24 protein-coding genes are annotated in these 24,376 nt (G+C 41.3%); 7 read left to right on the top strand and 17 right to left on the bottom strand.

Going from position 1 to position 24,376, the window contains the following annotated elements; genetic code table 11:
- Positions 1–5: 5 nt before the first annotated feature.
- From gyrA to M2132_RS01055, 4 genes are all read right to left on the bottom strand, one after another.
- Positions 6–2,573: a DNA gyrase subunit A gene (gyrA, locus tag M2132_RS01070; protein ID WP_280670439.1), complete on the bottom strand. Its 2,568-nt coding sequence runs from the start codon at positions 2,571–2,573 to the stop codon at positions 6–8.
- A 187-nt stretch (positions 2,574–2,760) separates the two neighbouring features.
- Entirely contained in the window at positions 2,761–6,066 is a 3,306-nt protein-coding gene (gene secA / locus M2132_RS01065; protein ID WP_280670437.1) for a preprotein translocase subunit SecA, read from the bottom strand.
- Between the two features lie 57 nt (positions 6,067–6,123).
- The gene (locus M2132_RS01060; protein WP_280670435.1) at positions 6,124–7,707 is read right to left on the bottom strand and encodes an alkaline phosphatase family protein; all 1,584 of its coding nucleotides are present in this window, start codon (positions 7,705–7,707) and stop codon (positions 6,124–6,126) included.
- On the bottom strand, positions 7,704–8,930 hold the full coding sequence (locus M2132_RS01055; RefSeq protein ID WP_280698176.1) for a DUF4105 domain-containing protein: 1,227 nt from the start codon (positions 8,928–8,930) through the stop codon (positions 7,704–7,706). The genes M2132_RS01060 and M2132_RS01055 overlap by 4 nt, the downstream gene beginning before the upstream one ends.
- A gap of 179 nt (positions 8,931–9,109) precedes the next feature.
- On the opposite strand from M2132_RS01055, the gene M2132_RS01050 reads away from it, so the two are divergent.
- Genes M2132_RS01050 through lipB form a run of 5 tightly spaced genes read left to right on the top strand, consistent with a single transcriptional unit; the run spans position 9,110 to position 12,103 of the window.
- Entirely contained in the window at positions 9,110–9,724 is a 615-nt protein-coding gene (locus tag M2132_RS01050; RefSeq protein ID WP_280670431.1) for a SagB/ThcOx family dehydrogenase, read from the top strand.
- A gap of 35 nt (positions 9,725–9,759) precedes the next feature.
- Positions 9,760–10,074 (top strand): DUF4286 family protein, encoded by a 315-nt coding sequence (locus tag M2132_RS01045; protein WP_280670429.1) that lies wholly within the window; start codon positions 9,760–9,762, stop codon positions 10,072–10,074.
- Entirely contained in the window at positions 10,071–10,631 is a 561-nt protein-coding gene (gene ruvC / locus M2132_RS01040) for a crossover junction endodeoxyribonuclease RuvC (RefSeq protein WP_280670427.1), read from the top strand. The genes M2132_RS01045 and ruvC overlap by 4 nt, the downstream gene beginning before the upstream one ends.
- A gap of 8 nt (positions 10,632–10,639) precedes the next feature.
- Positions 10,640–11,413 carry a transglycosylase domain-containing protein gene (locus M2132_RS01035; RefSeq protein ID WP_280670421.1) on the top strand — a complete coding sequence of 258 codons (774 nt, stop codon included), beginning with the start codon at positions 10,640–10,642 and terminating at the stop codon, positions 11,411–11,413.
- A 30-nt stretch (positions 11,414–11,443) separates the two neighbouring features.
- A complete protein-coding gene (gene lipB / locus M2132_RS01030) occupies positions 11,444–12,103 on the top strand; it encodes a lipoyl(octanoyl) transferase LipB (protein WP_280670415.1) in 660 nt (219 codons plus the stop codon).
- A gap of 31 nt (positions 12,104–12,134) precedes the next feature.
- On the opposite strand, the gene queF is transcribed toward lipB, so the two are convergent.
- From queF to M2132_RS12090, 4 genes are all read right to left on the bottom strand, one after another.
- The gene (gene queF, locus M2132_RS01025) at positions 12,135–12,599 is read right to left on the bottom strand and encodes a preQ(1) synthase (protein ID WP_280670413.1); all 465 of its coding nucleotides are present in this window, start codon (positions 12,597–12,599) and stop codon (positions 12,135–12,137) included.
- Positions 12,600–12,605: 6 nt separating this feature from the next.
- Positions 12,606–13,265 (bottom strand): 7-cyano-7-deazaguanine synthase QueC, encoded by a 660-nt coding sequence (queC, locus tag M2132_RS01020; RefSeq protein ID WP_280670411.1) that lies wholly within the window; start codon positions 13,263–13,265, stop codon positions 12,606–12,608.
- A 132-nt stretch (positions 13,266–13,397) separates the two neighbouring features.
- Positions 13,398–13,805, bottom strand: a complete 408-nt coding sequence (locus tag M2132_RS01015; RefSeq protein ID WP_280670409.1) for an ATP-binding cassette domain-containing protein — start codon at positions 13,803–13,805, stop codon at positions 13,398–13,400.
- A gap of 56 nt (positions 13,806–13,861) precedes the next feature.
- Positions 13,862–13,978 (bottom strand): hypothetical protein, encoded by a 117-nt coding sequence (locus M2132_RS12090; protein WP_407932404.1) that lies wholly within the window; start codon positions 13,976–13,978, stop codon positions 13,862–13,864.
- 193 nt (positions 13,979–14,171) lie between these two features.
- Here M2132_RS12090 and M2132_RS01010 point away from each other — a divergent pair, with 193 nt between their 5' ends.
- Both M2132_RS01010 and M2132_RS01005 read left to right on the top strand, forming a co-directional pair.
- A complete protein-coding gene (locus M2132_RS01010) occupies positions 14,172–14,300 on the top strand; it encodes a hypothetical protein (protein ID WP_280670407.1) in 129 nt (42 codons plus the stop codon).
- A gap of 43 nt (positions 14,301–14,343) precedes the next feature.
- Complete coding sequence (locus tag M2132_RS01005) at positions 14,344–14,841, top strand: hypothetical protein (protein WP_280670405.1); 498 nt, start codon at positions 14,344–14,346, stop codon at positions 14,839–14,841.
- A 110-nt stretch (positions 14,842–14,951) separates the two neighbouring features.
- On the opposite strand, the gene M2132_RS01000 is transcribed toward M2132_RS01005, so the two are convergent.
- The 9 genes from M2132_RS01000 to M2132_RS00960 all read right to left on the bottom strand — a co-directional run bounded on the left by M2132_RS01000 (position 14,952) and on the right by M2132_RS00960 (position 24,184).
- Positions 14,952–16,676, bottom strand: a complete 1,725-nt coding sequence (locus tag M2132_RS01000) for an ATP-binding protein (protein WP_280670403.1) — start codon at positions 16,674–16,676, stop codon at positions 14,952–14,954.
- Positions 16,673–17,356, bottom strand: coding sequence for a response regulator transcription factor (locus M2132_RS00995; RefSeq protein WP_280670401.1), 684 nt, complete (start codon positions 17,354–17,356; stop codon positions 16,673–16,675). Before M2132_RS00995 ends, M2132_RS01000 begins: the two co-directional genes overlap by 4 nt.
- A gap of 56 nt (positions 17,357–17,412) precedes the next feature.
- Positions 17,413–18,078, bottom strand: coding sequence for a phosphate signaling complex protein PhoU (gene phoU / locus M2132_RS00990; protein WP_280670399.1), 666 nt, complete (start codon positions 18,076–18,078; stop codon positions 17,413–17,415).
- Positions 18,079–18,098: 20 nt separating this feature from the next.
- Positions 18,099–18,845, bottom strand: coding sequence for a phosphate ABC transporter ATP-binding protein PstB (pstB, locus tag M2132_RS00985; RefSeq protein WP_280670397.1), 747 nt, complete (start codon positions 18,843–18,845; stop codon positions 18,099–18,101).
- A 1-nt stretch (position 18,846) separates the two neighbouring features.
- Entirely contained in the window at positions 18,847–19,701 is an 855-nt protein-coding gene (pstA, locus tag M2132_RS00980) for a phosphate ABC transporter permease PstA (protein ID WP_280670396.1), read from the bottom strand.
- Between the two features lie 2 nt (positions 19,702–19,703).
- The gene (gene pstC / locus M2132_RS00975; protein ID WP_280670732.1) at positions 19,704–20,903 is read right to left on the bottom strand and encodes a phosphate ABC transporter permease subunit PstC; all 1,200 of its coding nucleotides are present in this window, start codon (positions 20,901–20,903) and stop codon (positions 19,704–19,706) included.
- A gap of 5 nt (positions 20,904–20,908) precedes the next feature.
- Complete coding sequence (locus M2132_RS00970) at positions 20,909–21,724, bottom strand: PstS family phosphate ABC transporter substrate-binding protein (RefSeq protein WP_280670395.1); 816 nt, start codon at positions 21,722–21,724, stop codon at positions 20,909–20,911.
- Positions 21,725–21,825: 101 nt separating this feature from the next.
- Positions 21,826–22,878 (bottom strand): tyrosine-protein phosphatase, encoded by a 1,053-nt coding sequence (locus M2132_RS00965; protein WP_280670394.1) that lies wholly within the window; start codon positions 22,876–22,878, stop codon positions 21,826–21,828.
- Positions 22,879–22,912: 34 nt separating this feature from the next.
- Positions 22,913–24,184 (bottom strand): hypothetical protein, encoded by a 1,272-nt coding sequence (locus tag M2132_RS00960; RefSeq protein ID WP_280670393.1) that lies wholly within the window; start codon positions 24,182–24,184, stop codon positions 22,913–22,915.
- Between the last annotated feature and the right edge of the window lie 192 nt (positions 24,185–24,376).

Raw genomic sequence — 24,376 nt, 5'->3', positions numbered from 1 at the left:
ATATTTTAATCTTCTGTTTTTTCTGTTGTTGAAGTGTCTTCGTCTGTCAACGCATCTTCTTCTTTATCAGACATTACTTTGCAGATAGAAGCTATTTCGTCGTTCCGTTTACCAAGGTTTATCAGCCTCACGCCTTGTGTGGCACGCCCTTGCACACGTATATCCGACACCTTCACCCTGATTGTTATACCCGATTTGTTGATAATCATCAAATCGTCGTCGTCAGTAACGCTCGATATGGAAACCAGTTTACCTGTTTTATCGGTGATATTCATTGTTTTAACACCTTTTCCGCCACGGCTCGTTTTACGATAAACAGGTACAACTTCTCCGTTTTCGTCAAGAATAAAGTTACCCTCATCGTCAACCTCATTCAAGAGTGTACGTTTTCCATAACCGAGTTCCGAAACAACCATAATCGTTTCCTCCGGACGATTTTTAGACATGGCTATCATACCTACAACCTCGTCGACCGGATCATTCTCATCTATGCGCATACCTCTAACACCGGTGGCGGTACGTCCCATCACACGGACATCCGATTCGTGGAAGCGTATTGCACGCCCGTTACGGTTAGCCATCAGAATTTCCGAATCGCCGTCGGTCATCAGCACTTCTATCACACGGTCGTCTTCGCGGATAGTAATTGCATTCACTCCATTCTGGCGAGGACGGGAGTAAGCCTCAAGCGATGTTTTCTTTATCACCCCTTGCTTGGTACAGAATACAAGATAGTGGCTGTTAACAAATTCGCTATCGTTAAGCCCTTTTATCCTTATAAATGCCGTAACCTTATCGTCGGCATCAATATTCAACATATTTTGTATTGCTCTTCCTTTGGCATTTTTAGCACCTTCGGGTATATCGTAAACACGGAGCCAATAACATTTTCCTTTTTGAGTGAAAAACAGCATATAATTATGCATCGAAGCAGGATAGATATGCTCCACAAAGTCAGAATCCCGTGTTTCAGAACCCTTTGCTCCTACTCCACCTCTGTTTTGTGCTCTAAACTCGGTCAATGGCGTACGTTTGATATATCCCATATGCGAAATGGTTATAATCATTTCGTCGTCAGCATAAAAATCTTCGGGGTTCATTTCAACATCCGAATAAACGATTTCTGTGCGACGGGCATCGCCATATTTATCACGAACTTCAATCAATTCGTCTTTAATTACTTTCTTGCAAAGGTCATCGTTCGATAGAATTTCTTTCAAATAAGCTATCAGTTTTTCTATTTCTTCATACTCGGCACGGAGCTTATCTTGCTCTAAACCTGTTAACTGCCTCAAGCGCATCTCAACAATGGCACGCGACTGAAGATCCGACAAACTGAACCTCTCCATCAACCGTTCCATGGCTTCTTGCGGAGACTTAGAACTGCGGATAATGGCAATTACTTCATCAATATTATCGGAAGCAATAATTAAGCCTTCAAGTATATGTGCCCTTTCTTCGGCCTTTTGCAAGTCGAATTTAGTACGGCGGATAACCACTTCGTGGCGATGCTCTACAAACAAAGAAATCATGTCTTTCAGCGTAAGCATACGTGGACGCCCTTTAACAAGAGCGATATTATTCACACTGAAAGAACTTTGCAAAGCTGTTAGCTTATATAGTTTGTTCAGTACTACATTGGCATTGGCATCTCGTTTTATATCAACAACGATGCGCATTCCCTGACGGTCCGACTCATCATTGACATTGCTGATACCTTCTATGCGTTTATCAACAACAAGGTCGGCTATATTCTTTATAAGTTCGGCTTTGTTTACCAGATAAGGTATTTCGGTTATCACTATTTTTTCGTGATGCCCTTCCATTTCAATTTCGGCACGCCCACGCATTACTACACGTCCACGCCCCGTTCCGAAAGCATCGCGCACACCTTGATAACCGTATATGAATCCACCTCCCGGAAAATCGGGGGCTTTGATATGCTCCATCAATCCATCAATATCTATCTCCGGATTGTCTATATAAGCAATCGTGGCATTAATGGCCTCCGTCATGTTATGAGGAGCCATGTTGGTTGCCATACCCACTGCAATACCCGATGCCCCGTTTATAAGGAGGTTGGGGATACGAGTCGGCAAAACGGTGGGTTCTTTCAGCGTATCGTCAAAGTTGAGCTGAAAATCGACCGTGTCTTTTTCTATATCTTTCAGCATCTCTTCGGCCAAACGGCTCAAACGGGCTTCGGTATAACGCATGGCAGCCGGACTATCTCCGTCCACACTACCCATGTTTCCTTGTCCGTCCACAAGCATGTAGCGCATGCTCCACTCCTGAGCCATACGAACCATAGCGAAATAGACCGACGAGTCTCCGTGTGGATGGTACTTACCAAGCACCTCCCCTACAATTCTCGCCGATTTTTTATGGGGTTTATTCGAAGCGTTCCCCAATTCGCTCATTCCGTACAAAATACGGCGATGCACGGGTTTAAAACCGTCACGCACATCTGGTAAGGCACGCGAAACAATAACCGACATCGAATAGTCGATGTAGGCCGATTTCATTTCTTCCTCGATGTTTATTTTAATGATTCTGTCCTCTTGATCTGTCATTCTTTTTCAAGATAAAAAGTGTAGTAAATTCTTTTATTTTAGATATTGTTAAAATCCATGCTAAGGTACAATATTTCTTCTATTTATAAAAGTAAATTTACATAAATTTAGCTATCGGAAAGTACAAATAAAAAGGTCTGTAACGAACCTCGTTACAGACCTTTAAAACAACTATATAGATAGTATTTTATCCTTGTCCGTGACAGTTTTTATACTTCTTCCCGCTACCACAAAAACAAGGGTCGTTTGGCCTCAGTGTTTTTTCAACACGGATGGGAGCCTGTCGGGGCTTTTCTGGTTCTTGTTCTTGCCGGGGCTGATCGGGGTGTTGTGCTTTTTCGGCAGAATCTTTTTCAGTTTTATATTTACTGTAATCTGTCTTTTCTTCTACCTTAGCTTCCTGCACCTCTTCCGGTTCGCGCACAGGTATCTGCCCCCTCATAAGAATAGCTATTGCCTTCTTATTGATGGTTTCTATCATTACCTTAAACAAATTGAAAGACTCCAGTTTGTAAATCAACAGCGGATCTTTCTGTTCGTAACTGGCATTCTGTACCGAATGGCGAAGCTCGTCCATTTCGCGCAAGTGTTCTTTCCATTGCTCGTCTATGGTATGCAGCAGAATTGATTTTTCGAAAGCTTTTGTTACTCCCTTTGCGCCTGTTTCGTAAGCCTCTTTCAGATTGCAAGAAACATTATAAACACGTTTTCCGTCGGTGATAGGAATCAGTATATTTTCAAAACGGTCGCCTTGTGTTTCGTAAACCTGCCTGATTACAGGATTGGCAACTTCGGCCAAACGATCCATTTTTTGCTTAAAGTTTTCGATAGCCGCATCATAAATCATCTCTATCAGTTTGTCGGCCTTGCCTGCTTTAAGAGCAGACTCGTCAAACGGAGTTTCGAGCGCCATTACGCGGAATAGTTCTATCTTCAAACCTTCGTAGTCAACCGCATCGGCATATTGCTCCACAATAGACTGTGTTGTATCGTAAAGCATATTCATTATATCTATACCTATACGTTCGCCCATAAGCGCATGGCGGCGGCGTTTGTAAACGACTTCGCGCTGCGAACTCATAACGTCGTCATACTCAAGCAAGCGTTTACGGATACCAAAGTTGTTTTCTTCCACCTTTTTCTGCGCACGCTCAACCGATTTGCTTAGCATATTGGCTTCCAGCATCTCGCCTTCTTTGAAGCCCATCTTGTCCATCCATCCGGCAATACGTTCGGAAGCAAACAGACGCATCAGATTATCTTCGAGCGAAATATAGAACACCGACGAACCGGGGTCTCCCTGACGTCCCGAACGTCCACGCAACTGACGGTCTACACGGCGCGATTCGTGCCTTTCGGTACCGATAATAGCCAACCCTCCGGCAGCTTTTACTTCGGGCGACAGTTTGATGTCGGTTCCACGTCCCGCCATATTGGTGGCAATGGTTACCGTGCCCGACTGTCCTGCCGAAGCAACAATATCGGCCTCCTTTTGGTGGAGTTTAGCATTCAGTACATTATGATTAATCTTACGCAGAGAAAGCATACGGCTCAAGAGTTCCGATATCTCGACCGATGTTGTACCTACAAGAACGGGGCGTCCTTGCTCAACAAGGCTGTTTATTTCGTCTATGACGGCCATATATTTTTCCCGTTTCGTTTTATAGATACGGTCGTTAAGGTCTTTACGGGCAATCGGCCTATTTGTAGGAATAACTACCACATCCAGTTTATAGATATTCCACAACTCGCCAGCTTCAGTTTCGGCCGTACCGGTCATACCCGAAAGCTTGTGGTACATACGGAAATAGTTTTGAAGCGTAATGGTGGCAAATGTTTGCGTGGCAGCTTCTACCTTCACATGCTCTTTTGCCTCTATGGCCTGATGCAAACCATCGGAATAACGGCGACCATCCATGATACGGCCGGTTTGTTCGTCAACAATCATAACCTTGTTGTCCATGACAACATATTGGTCGTCCTTCTCGAACAACGAATATGCCTTCAACAGCTGGTTTACGGTATGTACACGCTCCGACTTTATTGAATAGTTCTGTAACAACTCATCTTTCTTTTCAGCTTTTTCGGCATCGGTTGCATTGTCATTTTCAAGTTCTGCCAACTGTGCCGTAATGTCGGGCAAGACAAAGAACTGAGGGTCGTCCGTTTTACCGGTCATAAGGTCGATACCTTTGTCGGTAAGTTCTATGCTGTTATTTTTTTCGTCAATAACGTAATACAAATCGTCGGTAACGATGTGCATATTACGCATCTGTTCCGACATGTAATGCTCTTCTGTTTTGAGCATCGCTGCCTTAATGCCCGGCTCACTCAAAAACTTGATGAGCGGTTTGTTTTTAGGAAGCCCTTTGAACGAACGGTACAACAGAAGCGTTCCTTCCTCCTGCTCCTTCTTATCGTCCGAAGCCATTTTCTGTTTCGCTTCGGCAAGCAGTTTGGTGCAAAATTCACGCTGAGCCTTTACAACCACCTCTACATTAGGGCGGAATTCGTCGAACAACTGTTCCTCACCTTTGGGTATAGGGCCCGAAATAATGAGCGGTGTACGTGCATCGTCAATCAAAACGGAGTCAACCTCATCGACGATAGCATAATTGTGCTTGCGCTGCACCAAATCGTTAGGGTTTATGGCCATATTGTCGCGCAAATAGTCGAAACCGAATTCGTTGTTCGTACCGAACGTTATGTCAGCCCGATAGGCGCTACGACGTCCTTCGGAGTTCGGCTGATGCTTGTCGATACAATCCACCGATAGGCCGTGGAACATATACAAGGGGCCCATCCATTCGGAGTCACGTTTTGCCAGATAATCGTTCACGGTCACCACATGCACTCCTTCGCCTGTCAAGGCATTCAAAAATACGGGGAGCGTACCCACAAGGGTTTTACCCTCTCCGGTAGCCATTTCGGCAATTTTACCTTTGTGCAAAACAACCCCTCCAAAAAGCTGAACATCGTAGTGAACCATGTCCCACGTTATTTCGTTTCCGCCGGCTTCCCAACGGTTAAAGTAGGTGGCTTTATCGCCGTCTATCTCAACAAAATCGTGAGTTTCGGCCAGTTCGCGGTCAAAATCGGTTGCTGTAACCACCGTTTCTTCGTTTTCAGTAAAACGGCGAGCCGTGTCTTTCACGATGGCAAAGACTTCGGGAAGCACTTCTACCAGAACAACCTCGTATTTTTCGGTTATTTCTTTTTCCAACTTATCGACTTCCGCCCAAACGTCTTCACGTTGGTCAATGTCTAAGCCTTCAACACTCGCTTTCAGTTCTGCAATCTTATTCCTTTCGGCCGATACATAGTTTTGTATTTTTTGCCTTATTTCGATTGATTTCTGTCGGAGTTCGTCGTTCGACAGTGTTTGTATGGCCGGATAAGCAGCCTTAATTTTATCGACAAAGGGACTTATTTCCTTCAAGTCGCGTTGCGATTTGTTTCCAAATAGTTTGGTCAGTAAATCTGATAATGCCATTATATATTTCTTTTTTTTATTTTTCTATCTGAATATTTTTGTCTCCTTAACTCAAAATCAATAAAGCTCGGGCAACACCCTTGCCTTTGCCGCATTTGGAGCCCTTATGCGCAAAATATGGCTTACGGTAGGCGCTATTTCTTCGGCTCTGATTGTTCTGTTTATCTTTTCAGGCTTTACGTTATACCCGAAAAAAACGACAGGGCTTACAACAGCCGTTTCGCGTGTCCGTTTATCTGTTTTTGAATTATCGCTTTCGTCCGATACTCTGAATCCCGGCTGCATTTCCAGAAATATGTCGCCCGAATATTCTCGGTTAAAAGAATTCGCATATTTCAGCATATTGGCATTCGCTTTGCCGTTCAGCAATTGTTTTGCTGTTGCAACATCCTGCACTCCGGTGAACTCAAGCACAAATTCAGCTGCTTTTTCCTGCACCGTAGCCAAATCGAGCCCTTTTTGCTCTATCAACTTCCGATTCAGATATATCTGATTTTCGTAGAAATACTCAACCCATTGTTCCTGGCCGTAAACAGCCATCAGATACATGTTGAGTAAAGCCACACAACGGTTAGAGTAAAAAACACCATCGGGCATATTTACTTTTTCTCCGTATTGATCTTCCGCCTCGTAATAGCCGGTTGATGTCAGAAAAACCAAAGCATTCTTCAACCCTACCGTTTTGTCCACTTCGTCCAACAATGTGGCAATATCCCTGTCTAAACGGGCATAAGTATCCTGAAGTTCGTACGAATAGTTCTTATCGTCCGCTCCCAGATAATTACCTGCATAAAACGTCAATGCCAAAAAGTCAGGGTTAGAGCGTTTGCCCATATCGGCTTTGGCAGCCAGTTTCAAGGCTGTTATTCTTATATTTTCATTTACACAAGGCGATGTTTTCAATAGCTTGAAGGCATCCAATCCATAAAAAGCATGCTGAAAAGGAGCATTTGTTTTTGTGTAAGGAAAGGCCTTATAATTGTTTATCGGAAGCAAAGGTTTCCACAATAATTCGGGCGAACGTGTTGAATATTGCCCGCTACGGTTTTCCTGTTCAACCGTCCAATGGAAGTCCTTATAGTAAGTAGTTGTTGCCCATTTTCCCGAAGTATTTTCTATCCAGAAAGCACAATTGCCGGCATGGCCTGCCATCGTTATAGCCTCTGCTTGGTTTGGGGCAAACGAATAAACATCCGAAAAACCTCCGGATGCAATTTTAAGTTCGTCTGTTATGGTAGATACGCGCAAGGCTTTTGGCGACAGGCGCTCGGTTGTATAGTTTCCCAGAAAGTTGTTGTCATCGTAAATAGAAACTTCCCGGCTCTTGTCCGACAAGTATTTTTTACTGGCAAAAATCCCGTTGTAAAAAGGATTTGCCCCCGTATAAATAGTTGCTATTGCCGCCGCAGATGTCAGGTTTGGGAAGTCGAACTCCATGTTCTGATACACCAACCCTTCGTTTAGCAGGCGTTTGAATCCTTTTTCTGTGAAAGTATGCTGAAACAGCTCCAGATAATCGCCCCGCAACTGATCTATGGTTATACCTATAACCAGCTTAGGAGGCTCTTTCCCTGCCGAAGTCTGTCCATTGACAGAAGCTACGGTAAGGACAGCTACCAGAGATGTTAATATTCTTATCATTTATTCCGATGCAAATACTTATTATTGAGCCATATATTCGCCCCCGAGCACAGCCACAAAGACAATATGCAAGGCAGGAAGGCTATTTCGAGATATTGTGGTATCAAAAACCACGCCAAAAGAAACAAACTCAAAGCGACAAAGTTAATAAAATGATAATAATAAACCGCTTTCGAACTGAATTTAAAAAAGAAGAAAAATGCAAAAATAAGTTGCAGCGGATTCAGCCATACCAAATTCCAATTTGCATCTACACATGGATGTTCCGAAAAAAACATCAGAAAGAAGATTACACATCCTGCCGCTCCCGCAGCAGCGAAAAGGATAAAAGAAAACACCTTCAACGGTATCTGCTTTTTTTTCATCACCGAAAAATAAGCTATCAGTCCTGTTATAATAAACAACAAACAACCACAAATAAGCGGATAATCGGTAGCGGTTGTAAGATCTTCAAAGCGAGAACCTTCGAGCGCATTCCGGCTTTCGGCTACCAACGGTTTTTCCGCGACAGTATCCGACAATATTTTAGCATCGCTGTACGCGTACATTAAATAGCAGGGCAAGAACATTTTTTCGTTATCAGTTATTTCGCGGTCGGCACCGCTACCTATCACCAAATCTATACCAAAACGGAGCCATGGCGAGGATTTAAGAAACTCGTGAAGCAGATCGCGCAAGGTTTGGTTTTTCCCCGTAGGTTTATATTCTATCTTTCCGTCAACATTTTTCTCTATGATGTCCCTTACCCGTGTGGCACAATTATCGAAGAAAAAACTGTAACGGTATGTTCTGTTTTCCGGTTGAGCATTCACACACAAGGCTTCGTACAATTTCTTTTTTTCGGCATCTGTCAGATTCAGAACTTGCTCTTCGACCGTAACCCCACGCACCTGATATTCGTACAGAAAAAAGTGGTAACCGTAAGCCGACAATACGTAGTCTGTTTCGCCTTTCACAAACCTGCTCATAAAGTTTGGTGACGAAAAATCAAACACTCCGTAATTGAACGCAATATCATACCCATATTTCAGATCTTTTACCCGGATGGCTGTATGCCCAAAAACGGCATATACCTCTCCCTGCCAAGGATGGCAAGTAAGAACACTTATTTGCAGGGAATCGCTCACAGCAGGTAGCGCAACTTCGTCTGCTTTGCCCGGCATTATAGCCAATAGAATGACAATAAACACCGAAAACAAATATTTAAAGGATGTGCGTTTCAAAATAATAACTCCGAATTTCGTTTAGTTAACAGAAAAAAACGTAAGATTTGACAAGCAAAGCTCAAAGATATATTATTTTTGCAGAAAACGGAATTACATACAGTAAGCTTAACTTACTTTTAAATTCCGCAGACCGTACCAATCAAATCGTATCCGTAAACTTTAAAATAAAAATCAAAATGGACATAAAAAAATTAATCACCGTTTTATGCATATTTGCAACTACATTGTTGGCTCACGCTCAAACAGAGATTGCACTACCCGCCCCTAACAAAACAGGTGGCAAGCCGTTGATGGAAGCCTTGAACGACAGACAGTCGCTCAAAACGTATGTCAAAAAAGAAATGGATAAGCAAACCCTGTCCAACCTATTATGGGCTACTTATGGTTTCAATCGTGAAGACAAAAGAGTTGTACCTTCGTCTCAGAACAGGCAAGAAATAGACCTTTATGTGATGTTCGAAGATGGCGTTTACTTTTACGATGCCAAAGCAAACGTGTTGAAACAAACAGCCAAAGGTGATTTCCGCAAAGGTTTGGGCAATCAGGCGTTCGTTAACGATGCTGTTCTTAATTTTCTCTTTGTTGCAAATCTCAACAAAGCATCGAACAGGGATGCCGCTATTATAGACAGCGGTTTCTTAATCCAAAACGCATATTTGTTCTGTGCTTCGTCTGACGACTTGGGAACCGTAGCACGAGGTTCGCACAACAGAAAGCAACTGCACAGCGACCTTGGCCTTACTGACGACCAGGAAGTTATACTCACCCAAGCAGTAGGATACATTAAATAAGTTCAACTAAAAACAATAAAAGAATAGAATCCGATATGTTTATTTATAACACAACCTTTCATATTGATGATGATATACTGGACGATGGACTGGTTTTTCTGAAAAAAGTTTATATCCCTCAGGCACTGGTTAGCGGAGAGTTGTACGAAGCACGGCTATCGTTCATACACCACCAGCACGAAGAATCGGGGTCAAGCTTTTCGCTCCAGTTCAGAACCCAAAGTGTTGAAGACCTGAATAACTGGGCACAAACCGATGGTTTTATACTGCAACAGAAAATGGTTGAGCTATTTGGTAATAAAATGACCGGATTCAATACCCTTCTCGAAGAGATAGACTTTTATAAATGATCGACAAAGAACGCATCATTCTGGGTATCGACCCCGGAACCCAAATAATGGGATATGGTGTATTGAGAGTAATAAACAACAAGCCCGAAATGATGGCCATGGGTGTGCTTCAGTTGAGTAAGTATGACGACCATTACCTTAAACTGAGGCGCATTTTTGAGCGTGTACTCGGGTTGGTTGAAGAATATCTGCCCGACGAGTTGGCTATTGAATCGCCCTTCTTTGGGAAGAACGTGCAAAGTATGCTCAAACTGGGCAGGGCACAAGGAGTGGCAATGGCAGCGGCTCTGTCGCGCGACATACCTATATTCGAATACGCTCCGTTAAAAATAAAGATGTCTATCACGGGTAACGGCAAAGCGGCTAAAGAGCAAGTGGCATATATGCTACAACAAATGCTGAAAATACCCAACGAGAACATGTTGCCTCAACTTGATGCAACCGACGGGCTGGCTGCTGCCGTTTGTCATTATTTGCAAACAAACAAACCGGGAAGCGACAAAAAGTTCAATAGCTGGAAAGATTTTATAAACCAAAATCCTAAACGAGTAAAATAGAGATTTATATGAAAGACGGTGCTACCTTTTTCAGACGTGCTTTAGTGCATTTCCTGCGTTTTCTGGGGATCGCTATCGTTGCGGTTTTTCTGATATCTCTGTTATGGATGGGATATTACAGCTTTTTTAAAGTAGGTGGCACAATACAGATGGGAGCTTACCATTTCAAGTCGGCCGAAGATGCCGCCAAGCTAAAGGTAGAATACGAGTGGGTTCCGCTTGATAGCATCTCTCGGAATATGATTATTGCCGTACTCGCAGCCGAAGATAAGAACTTTTTTATCCATAACGGTTTCGCTCTTCTGCCCGAAGGCGATTCGTTGAAAACGCTGATACCAAAAGAAGACGAAACTATTTCGCAAAAAGCCGTGCATGCTGTTTTTCTGACAAAGGGAGAATCGAAAATAAAATCGTATATCGAATCGTACTTCACAATCCTCTCGGAATATATGTGGGGCAAAGAGCGCATCCTTGAGATATATCTCAACACAGCACCTTTAGGTCATGGGGTTTTTGGGGTTGAAGCGGCATCGCAGATATATTTTGGCAAACAGTCGGGCAACCTCACCCGCGAAGAAGCGGCATCCATAGCTCTGCTTTTTGTTGAACCACAGGACAAACAAATGGATTTTATGTATCCTCCTGCCGATTTTTGCGAAAAACAATCTGCCATTCTGATAAACATGGCAATGATGACTCAAATAAAGTTAGGGAAAACACCTGTTGACGAAACTGTGGTAGAACCCACAAAACCTATCTATAAAAGGAATTGGAGAGGGTAACCCCACTCAAGAAATTTTGCTTATATTTTTATGGAATACCTAAACCTGAACCTGATTGAATATGCCCAAGCATGGCAGTTGCAAGAAAAACTGTTTGATGCCAACCTCGAAGCAAAGAAAAACGAAACACCCACAACAAATACCCTGATTTTGTGCGAACACCCGCATGTTATAACAATAGGGAAAAGCGGTAAAACCGAAAATCTACTTTATTCGGACGAGTATCTGACCCAGAAAGGAGTTTCCGTTTTCCGCATAAACCGTGGGGGCGACGTTACTTATCATGGGCCGGGACAATTGGTAGGATATCCAATATTCGATTTGGAACACTACCATTTAGGGTTACGTCAGTATATATATAATGTAGAGGAAGTTATCATCCGTTTTTTAAGCCGCTACAATATATCTGCCGAACGGCTGGAGGGTGCAACAGGCGTATGGATTGATACCCATGACGCACGCAAAGCACGTAAAATTGCCGCTATCGGCGTACGCAGCAGTCGCTTTGTAACAATGCACGGCTTTGCCCTGAACATCAATACCGATATGTCTTATTTTTCACTTATAAATCCCTGCGGATTTGTAGACAAAGGCGTTACATCGGTCGAAAAAGAAATCGGTCGGAAACTGGATATGCAATCGGTAAAAGAAGAAATCAAGCATCTGTTTACCGAAGTATTTTCCGAATAAAACAGCAGCGCCACATTCTCCCTCCTCTACTCTATCCTATTTGTTGCGGATTACGGTTCAGCAAACGGTGTGCCGCCATAGTTTCGTACTCTGTGCCTTTGCGTCCATAGTTACAATACGGATAGATACTGATACCACCACGGGGTGTGAACTGCCCTATTACTTCTATATATTTAGGTTCCATCAGTTTTATAAGGTCTTTCATGATGGTATTTACACAGTCCTCATGAAAAGCTCCATGATTGCGAAAGCTGAAAAGATAGAGTTTCAGGCTCTTGCTTTCAACCATTTTTACATCCGGCAGATAGTTTATATAGATAGTAGCAAAATCGGGTTGGCCTGTTATAGGGCACAAGCTGGTAAATTCCGGGCAATTGAAAGTAACCCAATAATCGTTTTCGGGATGCTTATTCATGAAAGCCTCCAAAACTTGTGGCGAATAGTAGGTCAGATAAACGGTTTTCCCTCCAAGTAAGCTTAAATCGTCAGTTTGCATAATGCTTCATTTTTTCATTACGTAATATTCGTCCAACCCTTTTTTACGCAACTTACAGGCAGGACATTCGCCGCAACCATCGGCAATAATACCATTATAGCAAGTAAGCGTCTGGTTCTTCACGATATCAAAAACGCCAAGATAGTCGGCCAGTTGCCAAACTTCGGCTTTGTTCAAGTTCATGAGTGGCGTATGGATTTTAAAATGTTCGTCCATAGCCAGGTTTAAACTGGCATTTACTGAGTAAATAAACGTGTCGCGACAATCGGGATATCCGCTATAATCGGCCTCCGAAACACCTGTTACAATATGCCTGATTCCTCTGTTACGTGCCACAACTGCGGCAAAGGTCAGGAAAAACATGTTTCGCCCCGGTACAAAAGTATTAGGGAAACTATCAGCCGGTTTATCTCTGTCCATTTCCATGTCAGCGCTCGTAAGCGAATTTTCGGATATCTGGCCAATGATAGACGCATCTAATAACTGGAAAGGTACGTTTGCTTGCCCGGCAATGCTGCGAGCAACCTCAACTTCGTCCGAATGGCGCTGTCCGTAAGTGAAACACAGGGCACAGACCGACGAAAAATTCTTTAATGCCCAATAGAGGCACGTAGTGGAATCTTGCCCTCCCGAAAAGAGGACTAAGGCAGGTTCTTTCGATTTCATTTCTCTGTTTTTTACGTGGTTAATCTAAGATACACGCGGAAAAAGTATTCCTCTTGTTTTTCCGTTCTGCAAAGGTAAATAAAATAATCTATCAGTAAAAATCGGGGGATGAACGAATGTCTTGACCGTTTTTTATAACTTATCCATATTTATAATCCTATCGCAAAAGGTGAGTGCCGATTCCCTATGGGCTATAATGATGATGGTTAAATCACTATCGCTGGCCCATAATTGGCGGATAGTATTTATTATTTCATTTTCGGTACGCAAATCGAGAGCGGAAGTTGCTTCGTCAAAAAACAAAACTTTAGCTTTTTTATAAAGAGCGCGGGCAATGCCCAACCGCTGGCGTTCGCCACCAGACAGACGGCTACCATCTTGTCCTATTTTTGTATAAACACCGTCAGGGAGAGAATCTACCGCATCTTTCAATTCACATTGTTCCACAACCTGCGCTATCCGTTCATAATCTATATTGTCTATTCCCAATGCTATATTTTCGGCCAAGGAAGCATCCATCACAAAAATATCCTGTGACACATAAGCTATCTAGTTTTGCCAAGAAGCTATAATTTGCTCATTGAGTAACCGCCCGTCTATTCGTATCTCCCCTTTCTGTGGAGTATAAAAGCAAGTAAAAGATTGAACAAAGTGGTTTTACCTATGGCCGAAGCTCCTTGTATGCCAACGCATTCATTTTTATGGATAGACAGCGAAAAGCCGTCAATAACAGGCGTATTTTTTTCAGGATAAAAAAAGCTGATTCCAAAGGGTTCGGATATAGACAGGAAGTTTAGTTATGGTAAACTGAATACACACTTTGGCGAAAGTCCTATTCCGGAGCAACAACAAATAGCTATTCCGAAAAAAACAGGCAACAGCGTTGCGGGAAATATCGTTTCGGGTGTGGGCAATGCAGTATCGGCAGTAGGAGGTTTGTTCGATATTCAGCCGAACGAAGCGGAAGAACAACCCAAGCAACCACAAAGTCGGATTATTAAGAAGAAAAAACGCAGGGGACAAAGCCCCTCGTAAATGAGAAACAGAAACAATTTTATCAACTTAAAACAGAAATATTATGGCAAATTCAGTATCAAACGACGCTCTCTGGGAGAAACTTTTGGAGATAAGCGAACAGCTTAAAGGCAGTAAACAAGCCGAAAATACTCCCGATTTTAGTGAAATAGTAGAAGCGATTCACGCATTTAGGCAGTCGAATAATGCCTGTTTTGAAGAGAATAAGAAAAACATAAGCATCGTAAATAAAAACATTTTGCTTGGATTGAAGCGGGTTGCAAGTATTCAGGAACGGGTAGTGTCTCACGAAGAAGAAGATAAAAGCGACAAGGCTTCTTACTTTGATTTGAAGTTTTTCAAGCTCCGGAAAACCTCTGTCGTGATTGCTTTGCTCGGCTTGCTGGTGCTTGCCCTCATACTTTTCTGCATGAAACAGCAGAATGATTATGCATTATTGAATGGTGAGTATTACAGAAATAGGATTGAAATAAGAGAAATGCAATCAAAAGTAGATAGTTTACAAAATGTGATATCTAAACCAATAGTCAAGAAGAAGTAGGAAAACTCTGTGAATAATCTGACCCCATTTTTAGATATACTATTTAAATATTAACATCCATATATTCAAAATTTTAGCAAGATCAGCAAAGCCTATCAATAAAAATTTTACTATCCTGTTATAGAAAGCTTAAACAAAAACTCCAGCCCACCTCCGGCTCTGTTTTTTACAATAATAGTCCCTTTATGAAATAATACCGCGTTCTTTACTATGGATAAGCCAAGCCCGGAACCTCCGGTATCACGTGTGCGCCCTTCATTGACACGATAAAAACGCTCGAAGATGCGATTCAAGTGGCGTTCGTCATCGATGCCAATACCGGTATCGGAATAGGAGAAGTGATAGAAGTCTTTATCTTCGTTGTACTTATTTACTGTGATTGTGATATCCCTTCCTGCGTAACGTATAGCATTGTCGGTCAGGTTACGGAATATGGAGTAGAGCAGATTACGATTTCCCCGGACAATCACATTTGCCATGTTGCTCCATTGGAAATCAATATTCTTCTCAGACAACAGTTCGTTCAGATCTTCTTTTAGAGAATGAAGCAGTTCTTCCAAATGAATATCTTCCTGCTTAAAAGTTGACGGAGCTTCTTCTATCTTAGTGATTAGGCTCATATCCTGAATCAATTCAGACAAAACGATAGTTTGTTCATGAGCCTTAGTCAAGAAGTTACGGGCTGCTTCGGCATCCACAGACTGCTCCAAAGCTATTTCAAGGAATCCCCGGATACTGGTGACGGGAGTGCGTAACTCATGTGCAATGTTAGATGTCATTTCCTGTTTTAACAAACGTGTTTTTTCTTGTTTGGTAATATCATTGATAATGATTTCAAAACTACGGTCTTCAAAAACATTAACTCGTATGTTGAAGTGTTTTCCTTGTTTATTAATTTGTGTTTCATAATAATTTTCACTTATCACTGCTCCTGACAAGAAATCTGAAATACCGACAAATGAAGTATCCGTAAATAGGATTGTGGGATCTGATACGGACTCATCCGTAATAGTATTCAGGTATTGTATAAATAATCCGTTATAAAGCCCTACTTCCCTATCCGCAGAAAAAAAACACAAACCTTCGCCCGAACTATGAACGTGTTGCAACAGTTTTTCCCGTTCAAGAGTAATTTCTTTTTCTCTTTCCTTTATTTGTTTGTAATTATCAACAATTTTTCTTCCTATTACACCCAACTCATCTTCCGGGAATTCAGTCTGTATCTTTTCGGGTTCATTTTCTCCTAAAGCAAATTCTTTCAGTTTTTTAATAGATTTTCCAAAACGATCCGCTACGTAATTGATAAGAAGCAATGTGATTACAAATAATACGAGTATATAGTATAGGAATAGGTTATCGGATTTTAAGAAATCGTGAACCTGTATGTCATAAGGAAATGCTACACGGATAAAGTAATTATTTGTTCGTTTAGCATAATACAAATACTTCTGATTGTTCGTTGCGGATGTTCGGATATGAGAGCCTTTACCGTTGGTTTTTGCTTGAAGTACTTCCGGACGTTCAGCATGGTTTTCAGATAAGATTTTTTTCCCTACCGCATTGTCTGAGATAACATTTCCCTGTCGGTCAATCAGTGTCATGCGAAGGTTTTCCGGCAAAAGCCCCGATAAGCTATCAATCGCTTGTTGGGGAGATTCGGTATATTTGTTCATCGATGCCTGAATTATTCCGGTATAGGCATCCAGTTTTTCTTCCAATGCCTCTGTCCTGAATTTTGTTTCGCGCGATTGTTCAAATACAATTATGCCAATAGTAAATAAGGCAAATATGAGGAAAAAGTATAATGATAATCTTTGCTTATAGGTTGTTTTCATATATTGGAGATATTAAACCGGTACCCGTAACCCGAACGATTGGAGATGAGTGATGAATAGTTTCCTAATTTTTTCCGTAAACGTGTAATATGAACATCCACCGTTCTTTCGGTTATATAAGGCGTTTTCTCCCAGATGTTATCAATGATTTCTTCACGGGAAAAGATACGTTCCTGATGCTTGACCAGAAATTCGAGAAGCTCGAATTCGGTCTTTGTCAATAAAACTGTTTCTTTTCCGATAATTACTTCTTTTGTGTCAAAATCAATAGAAAAATCTTTGTAGGAAAATTTGCTTATTGGCTTTACTTCTGCTTTTTGCCTTTTCAGTACGGCTTTTACACGGGCAGAAACTTCTTTAAGCGAAAAGGGCTTTGGTATATAATCGTCTCCACCAACGGAAAAACCCGTCAGCATATCATTTTCTGTATTTTTTGCCGTAAGGAAAATAATAGGTATCTGGTTGCCGTTATTACGCAATGTTTCTGCCATTTTATAACCCGACATTCCACCCATCATCACATCCAAAAGGATAAGCGAATATTCTGATGTAAGCTTTTCGAAAGCTTCTTCTGCGGAACGAGCGCAAACAACGTCATAACCATCGTTTGTGAGCGTGTAAAATAAAATTTCGCAGATATTGGCTTCATCATCAACAACAAGTATTTTTTGTTTTTCCATACGGCTCTATTTTTTTACAAAAATAGTCATTCGAAATGACTTGGATTGCAAATACTTTATTTCTTTACCCCATGCTTTAAAACCTTGGCATCCACATAAAATACAATCTCCTCCACAATATTGCTGCAATGGTCGCCTATACGCTCCAATTTACGGATCAGAAGCATCAATTTTAGTGCGCAACGAATAAATGAAGGCTCGGATTGCAAATAGTTTGTTAGTATATCAATAGAGTTATGATATAAGGTATCTATCTCATCGTCTTTGGCAAGGATTTTACCGGAAACCTTTGTGTTTTCCGATTCAAGGGCAACAAAGCTATCGGACAGCATAGATATCAGAGTGTCGAACATCTTTTCCAATTGAAGCTCCTCTATTACCTGTGTACTTATCTTATTGCAATCATCGGCAATAACATGCCGGGCTACCCCTTCAGCAAAGTCGCCGATGCGTTCAAGGGTATTGCTGATCTTTATTAATGATAGCACCAATCGCAAATCAATGGCTACCGGACTGTAAAGAGCTATATAGTTCTCACAGTCACTGTCTATTTTCAATTCAAAAGCATCAACCCGTTTTTCGCGACTGACTATTTCTCTCGCCAATTCAATATCGCTATTCAGGAAAGCCTGTTTTGATTTTTCAAGTTGCGAAAGCACCAGTTTCCACATCTGGCTTACTTCTTCTTTTAACGACTGTAATTCTTTTTCAGTATGTTTCATATCTGTTTATTTTAATAATATTAACCGAATCGGCCGGTAATGTAGTTTTGAGTTTGCTCTTTTTCAGGTTTTAAGAATATCTTCTTGGTATCATCGTATTCAATCAGTTCGCCAAGCATAAAAAAACCTGTTTTATCGCTCACACGGGCAGCCTGTTGCATATTATGGGTAACAATAACAATCGTATAATCTTTTTTAAGGGAATGTATCAATTCCTCTATCTTGGAAGTGGATATAGGATCGAGAGCCGAAGCGGGTTCATCCATCAACAAGACGGACGGAGAGATGGCCAGCGCCCGTGCTATACAAAGCCGCTGCTGTTGTCCACCGGAGAGTTCAAAAGCCGATTTTTTCAGCTTATCTTTTACTTCGTCCCATAAGGCTGCAGCTCTGAGTGATTCTTCTACCCGCTGGACGATATACGATTTATCCCGTACGTCATTTACCCGCAAACCATAAGCAACGTTTTCAAAAATGGATTTCGGGAAAGGATTGGGTTTTTGGAACACCATACCCACCTTTTTCCGGAGTTCGTCTACTTGTACCGATTTATGGTAAATGTTTTGCTCGTCAATCAGGCACTCACCTGTAAGCCGGGTATTGTCTATCAACTCATTCATGCGGTTGAACAGGCGTAGGAATGTAGATTTTCCACAACCCGACGGGCCAATGAAAGCTGTTACCGTGTTAGCTTCAATCTCCATGTTGATATTCTTTAAAGCATGGAAATCACCATAATAAAAATTTATATCTTTTGCTTGTATCATATTAGTTTGTTTTTACTTTTCGTCCGAAATACCTCCTTAGAGCCGTAGCTAATAAATTCATTAACAAAACAATGGCTATCAGTACCAAAGCTGTTCCGTAAGCTATCGGACGAGAGGCTTCTATATCCGTACCGCTTGTGGCAATCACATACAGGTGATAAGGCAAAGCCATTACCTGATCGAATATACTATTAGGGAGTTTGGGTAGAAAATAGGCGGCCACCGTAAACAGGATGGGTGCTGTTTCTCCCGAAACCCTGCCGATGGATAGAATCAGCCCGGTTATAACATTGGGGAAGGCCATTGGCAATATCACCCTTCGGATGGTTTGCAGTTTGCTTGCTCCTAAAGCCAGACTTCCGGTACGATAAGAGTCGGGAATCGCCTTCAAGGCTTCTTCCGTAGTACGGATAATAAGGGGTAAAACCAATAATCCGAGTGTACACGAACCAGCCAGAATGGAATCGCCGAATCCGAGTGTATTTACAAACAATGCCATACCGAATAAGCCGAATACAATAGAAGGGATGCTCCCCAGATTATTAGTCATAATGCGGATAAAGCGGACAATCCAGCCATTACCTGCATATTCGTTCATATAAATAGCAGACATAACTCCAATAGGAAAGGCAAAGATTACGCTTCCTGCTATCAGATATAAAGTCCCTACAATAGCAGGAAAAATTCCTCCTGCTGTCATTCCTTCTTTAGGAGCTGTTGTCAGAAAATCCCAGCTAATAGCCCCAATGCCATTATACAGAATGAACCCGAGTATCCAGAAAAGAATCCCAACAACCAACAATCCTAATATACGGAAAATAATAAATGCTATTTTTTGCTTCGTCTTTTTATTCATAATCAGATTTCTTTATTATGTTGCCGTTTTGAAATAATTTCGGCCGATGCACTGATAAGCATCGTTATGACAAACAGGATGCACCCCAATAGGAACAATGACTGGTAGTGCGCACCACCAGCCGGAGCTTCTCCTAATTCGGCAGCAATGGTGGCCGGTATTGTCCGTACCGATTGAAAAAGAGAGTTGGGCATTACGGCTGCATTTCCGGTTACCATTAATACCGCCATTGTTTCTCCGATAGCCCTTCCGATACCCAACACAACAGCAGCCATGATTCCGGAGGATGCATAAGGCACAATTACCTTATAGATGGTTTGCCAACGGGTGGCTCCCAATGCCAGGCTTGCTTCGCGCATTGCTCTGGGTGTTCCCCCCATGGCATCTTCGGCAATGGTAATAATAGTTGGCAAGGCCATAATAGCCAAAATAAGGCTACCGGCAAAGGCCGTTTCGCCCACAGGGAGGTTCAAGGCTTTCTGAATAAGAGGAACTAACACAACCAATCCGAAGAACCCATAAACCACCGAGGGGATGCCTGCCAATAATTCGATAGCAGGTTTAAGAAGCTTACGGGTACGCGCACCTGCCAATTCCGACATATAAATAGCTACTCCCATTCCTAAAGGCAATGCAATCAGAATAGCAAAGAAACTTACCCACAGTGTGCCCATAATAAGCGGAAGCACACCAAACTGAGGAGAGGGTGTTGCCGTAGGCAGCCATTCCTTACCCCCAAAAAAATCAGTAATCTGTATATTCTTCTGCGGCAATGTCTTGACGGAAGTATTTTTTTGCGGCAGGTATTGCTCTGGAATATAAGCAATGATATACGGATTTTGGGCTATTACTTCGCCTAATTTTTCGGGGAGAAGTTCATAATCTGTTCCGAACTCTTCTTCGGGGTACATAGAAAATATATCGTCGAAACGGAACACCATGATTTCCTCTTTGCTTCCACCAACTTCATCCCATGTAGTTATCTCGTAATCAAATATTTTCTTAATCTGTTCGGGAGTCAATGTTTCAATAGGATTGGATGTTTGAACACAAAGAGCATATCCTTTTTCCACAGAAGGACTGCTAAATAAACCGAAGCCTTCTTTGAACAAGAATATAATAATTAGTAAAATAGCAAGGCTGGTAACGCTCCCGCTAAGGGTTAGCATTACCGTCACCATGCGCTCTATAATCTGTCTGATCTGTTTCATTTTACAGTAATGAATCCTACTTGAGAAACAATTTTTTGTCCTTTAGCAGATAATATATAGTTAATGAAAGGTTTTACTTTACTTTCTTTTGCCGTATCGTAATAGTAGTACAAGGGACGGACAATAGGATATGTTTTATTTTTTGCATTGGCAACAGAAGGTTTTATATAAGTTTTACCCTGATCGTATGAAACATGAATGGCTTTTACTTGTTTGTTCAGGTATGCCAAACCTACATAACCGATAGCACCTTTTGTCTGACTGATGGATTGAATAATGGCTCCTGTTGCAGGCATACTCATTATGCCAGACATGTAGTTTTTCTTTTTCAATACACTTTCTTTGAAAAACTCATATGTACCGGAAGATGTTTCACGAGAGTAAGGTACGATAGGCATATTAGCTCCGCCTACTTCTTTCCAGTTTTTTATTTTTCCTGTAAATATACCTTCCAGCTGTTCACGGGTAAGGTTGGTTACCTTATTAGAAGGATGCACAACAATGGCTAAAGCATCGTAGGCAGCTGTCACTTCTTTTACAGTTTTGCCTTTTGCTTTCAATTTATTTTTTTCGTCGAATTTAATCTTTCGTGAAAGTTGTGCCAGATCGGTTGTTCCGTCAAGCAGGGCGGTTATGCCTACACCACTTCCGCCACCGGTTACGGTAACTGCATAAGATGGTTTTATTTTCATGAACTCTTCAGCTGCCTTTTGCGACAAGGGAAGCATAGTATCAGAGCCTTTGATGCGTTGCGCTTGCGCACTGAATAAGGCTACTATTAAAATCACTGTTGTTAAAATTGTCTTTTTCATTTTTTTTAGTTTGATTTTTTAATTACACTACAAATATATGATAGGGAAATTACGAGCAACCGACTATATTGTTACGGTTTTGTTAAGAGTGTAAATGTCAATTACTCAGTATATAAAGTTTTCATTTTCTCTAAATCAACACCTAAATTCTTAGTCAAGAAATTATTCATGCCTCCATAATCTTTGTCGATTGTCTCAAAGGCTGCCATGATATATTCCCGCCTTACGCCGAAAACAGGGGCTAAAATTGGCATGGATTCAACTAAAGAAGCATATTTTTCACGCACAAATTCCTCCGAAAGCAAGTAATCTTCTATGATGGTTTCTCGCTCTACACCGAGTGAAGATAGAAATAATGCTGCCGCGAATCCGGCTCTATCCTTTCCAGCAGAACAATGGAATAATATAGGCATGCGTTGCCCTTCCATTAGTACTCGGAAAAAATCTTTGTATTGTTGCTGACATTCATTAACAAAAAATATATTTCCATCTACAAGTGCTTGTTCGGCCTCTTCAATAGTCTTGATTTTCGACATATCAATAACATTTCCTGCTTCGATAGAAAATTCATAAGTTTTTGTGTGTGAATCAGGAAATTTGTCGGGTGCTGCGGTCTTTTCAGCTTCACTCCGGAAGTCTATAATTGTTTTTACACCTATTCCTGAAAGATATGTCAGGTCTGAAGATGAGAGAAGATTCAGATCGCCCGACCGGAACATACATCCCCATTTTACAGATTTGCCCTCTTTTGTTTTATATCCTCCCAAATCCCGGACATTATATGCCCCTTCCATTGGTAACAATCGCTCAGAGCAAATGACATTTGAATTTTTTTCCCAAACATATTTGAAAAATATGCGAGTATTTGTTGGATAATCGGTAAGGCATATTGTTTTCGGACTATTACCTTTTGCAATAACCTGATTCATGTTTATGTTTTGAGGTGAAGTCCCTGCAAATACTTCCCAGTTGCCTTTTTGATCAATTTTTAACTGATAATTCTTGTCCGATTTATTTCGCTCGACTGAAAAATGGCTACTTACATCTCGTGGTGGCATATTTGACTCATTTTCTTCATTATTACAAGCCGATAATAAAACTAATATGGCGGCAATATGTAATCCTATAAATTTTTTAAAATATCTACGTTTCATTTTTCTTGTTTTTTTATTATTTATTTTGTTTGTGTTAAAATTTATACTGCATCCTCAACGTAAACACATTGTTTTTCCGATCCTTTTTATAGGCAGCAAGGTTTTCAGTTTTTTCGTTTTTATTTATTTCATAGTATGCCTGTAAGCGGAGGTTCGTATTTATATTCCAAAGCATACCAAACCCGAATGTGTTTTGTGCAACATCGCCCTTTGTAGTATTATTTAATCCGATATCGTTCTTTGATACTTTGGTATTTGGATCGTACCAGTCATATTTAAGTACGGCGGCAAGTGGCAGTTTCCCCAAATCCTGTACGAGTATCACATACCCGCCACTAAATTTTCGGATATAAGTATCGGAGGTAGGTAAAGTAGATGCATTAGGGCTTTTACTACCCGAAGAACCTCCGGGCTGTTCGCCAAATAGATATTCTCCCCTCAATTGCGTTGCTCCTAAAACACTTTTTATTCCGATTTGTGCGTCAAAACCGATATACTCACGCTTGGCAAATTCCCCTTTATTATCGGGATCGTTGTTAAGGGAAAAACCATTTCCTTTCATTTCATATACATTCTCACTCCCTTGATATACGCCGCCATTATAATAGGAAACACCTCCACTCAGTTGCAAATTACTCCATTTTTTATTGGCAGATAGGTGTCCGATGAAATCTTTCCGGCTATCTGTTTCTTGTTTTATTCCATTCCCAGCAAACAATCCGGCTTCTAATTTGAGAAAATTCAGAGGGGATTCTTTTCCTGCTTGTAATGTGATCATAGCCCCTAAGTCCCGTTCTTCCGGAAAAAGAGTCTGAAAAATGGTAGAGCGTTCGGGAGATTCACGGCGCGAAGAAGAATAGCTGATTTCATTTCCAAAAGGACGATCAAAAACGCCGACTTTCAGCAAGTTTGTCTTTAGCCAAGGGTCTTTAAGGCTGAAATAAGCATCCTTAATACCTACTCCCTTTTCGGTTATGTCCAGTTGAAAAACACCGGAAGCAATACCTTCTTCGTAAGTAAACTTAATACGTCCCCGGCGGATACCTACACGGTTGAATGATTTTTCGGGGTCCTCATTGGCTGAACCAACTTTGAGCGAAGCATCCTCTTGTCCCCATTGATACTGGCCTTGAATGTAACCTGAGATTTTTAGTTTTTGAAGTTTTTTAATAGCTTCGTTCTGCGTTTTGTTTTCCTGTTCCAGTTTTTCAATTCTTTCAGTTGAATCAACTCCAGACTGTTCTTGCGCAAATGCATTGCTTAACAAACATAAGCAACTTAATACTGTAATAACTTTTTTCTTCATACATCATATTTTAATTGTACGATGCAAAAGTATTTTCATGGAATTACAAACTATTAACCATTTTGTTACGGAAAAAATAAGATTTGAGATAATATTTAATAATGCGAATCAGTATTTAAAAAATTAGATAAATAAAAGCGATGGCAATTTTGCCCATCGTATGTATGAGTAGTCCGGCAGTGGACCTTACTT

The organism is Dysgonomonas sp. PH5-45 (assembly GCF_029893235.1).
Taxonomy (GTDB): domain Bacteria; phylum Bacteroidota; class Bacteroidia; order Bacteroidales; family Dysgonomonadaceae; genus UBA1309.
Note: the sequence above shows the minus strand (reverse complement) of the source record. Positions and strands in the feature narration are given on the sequence as shown.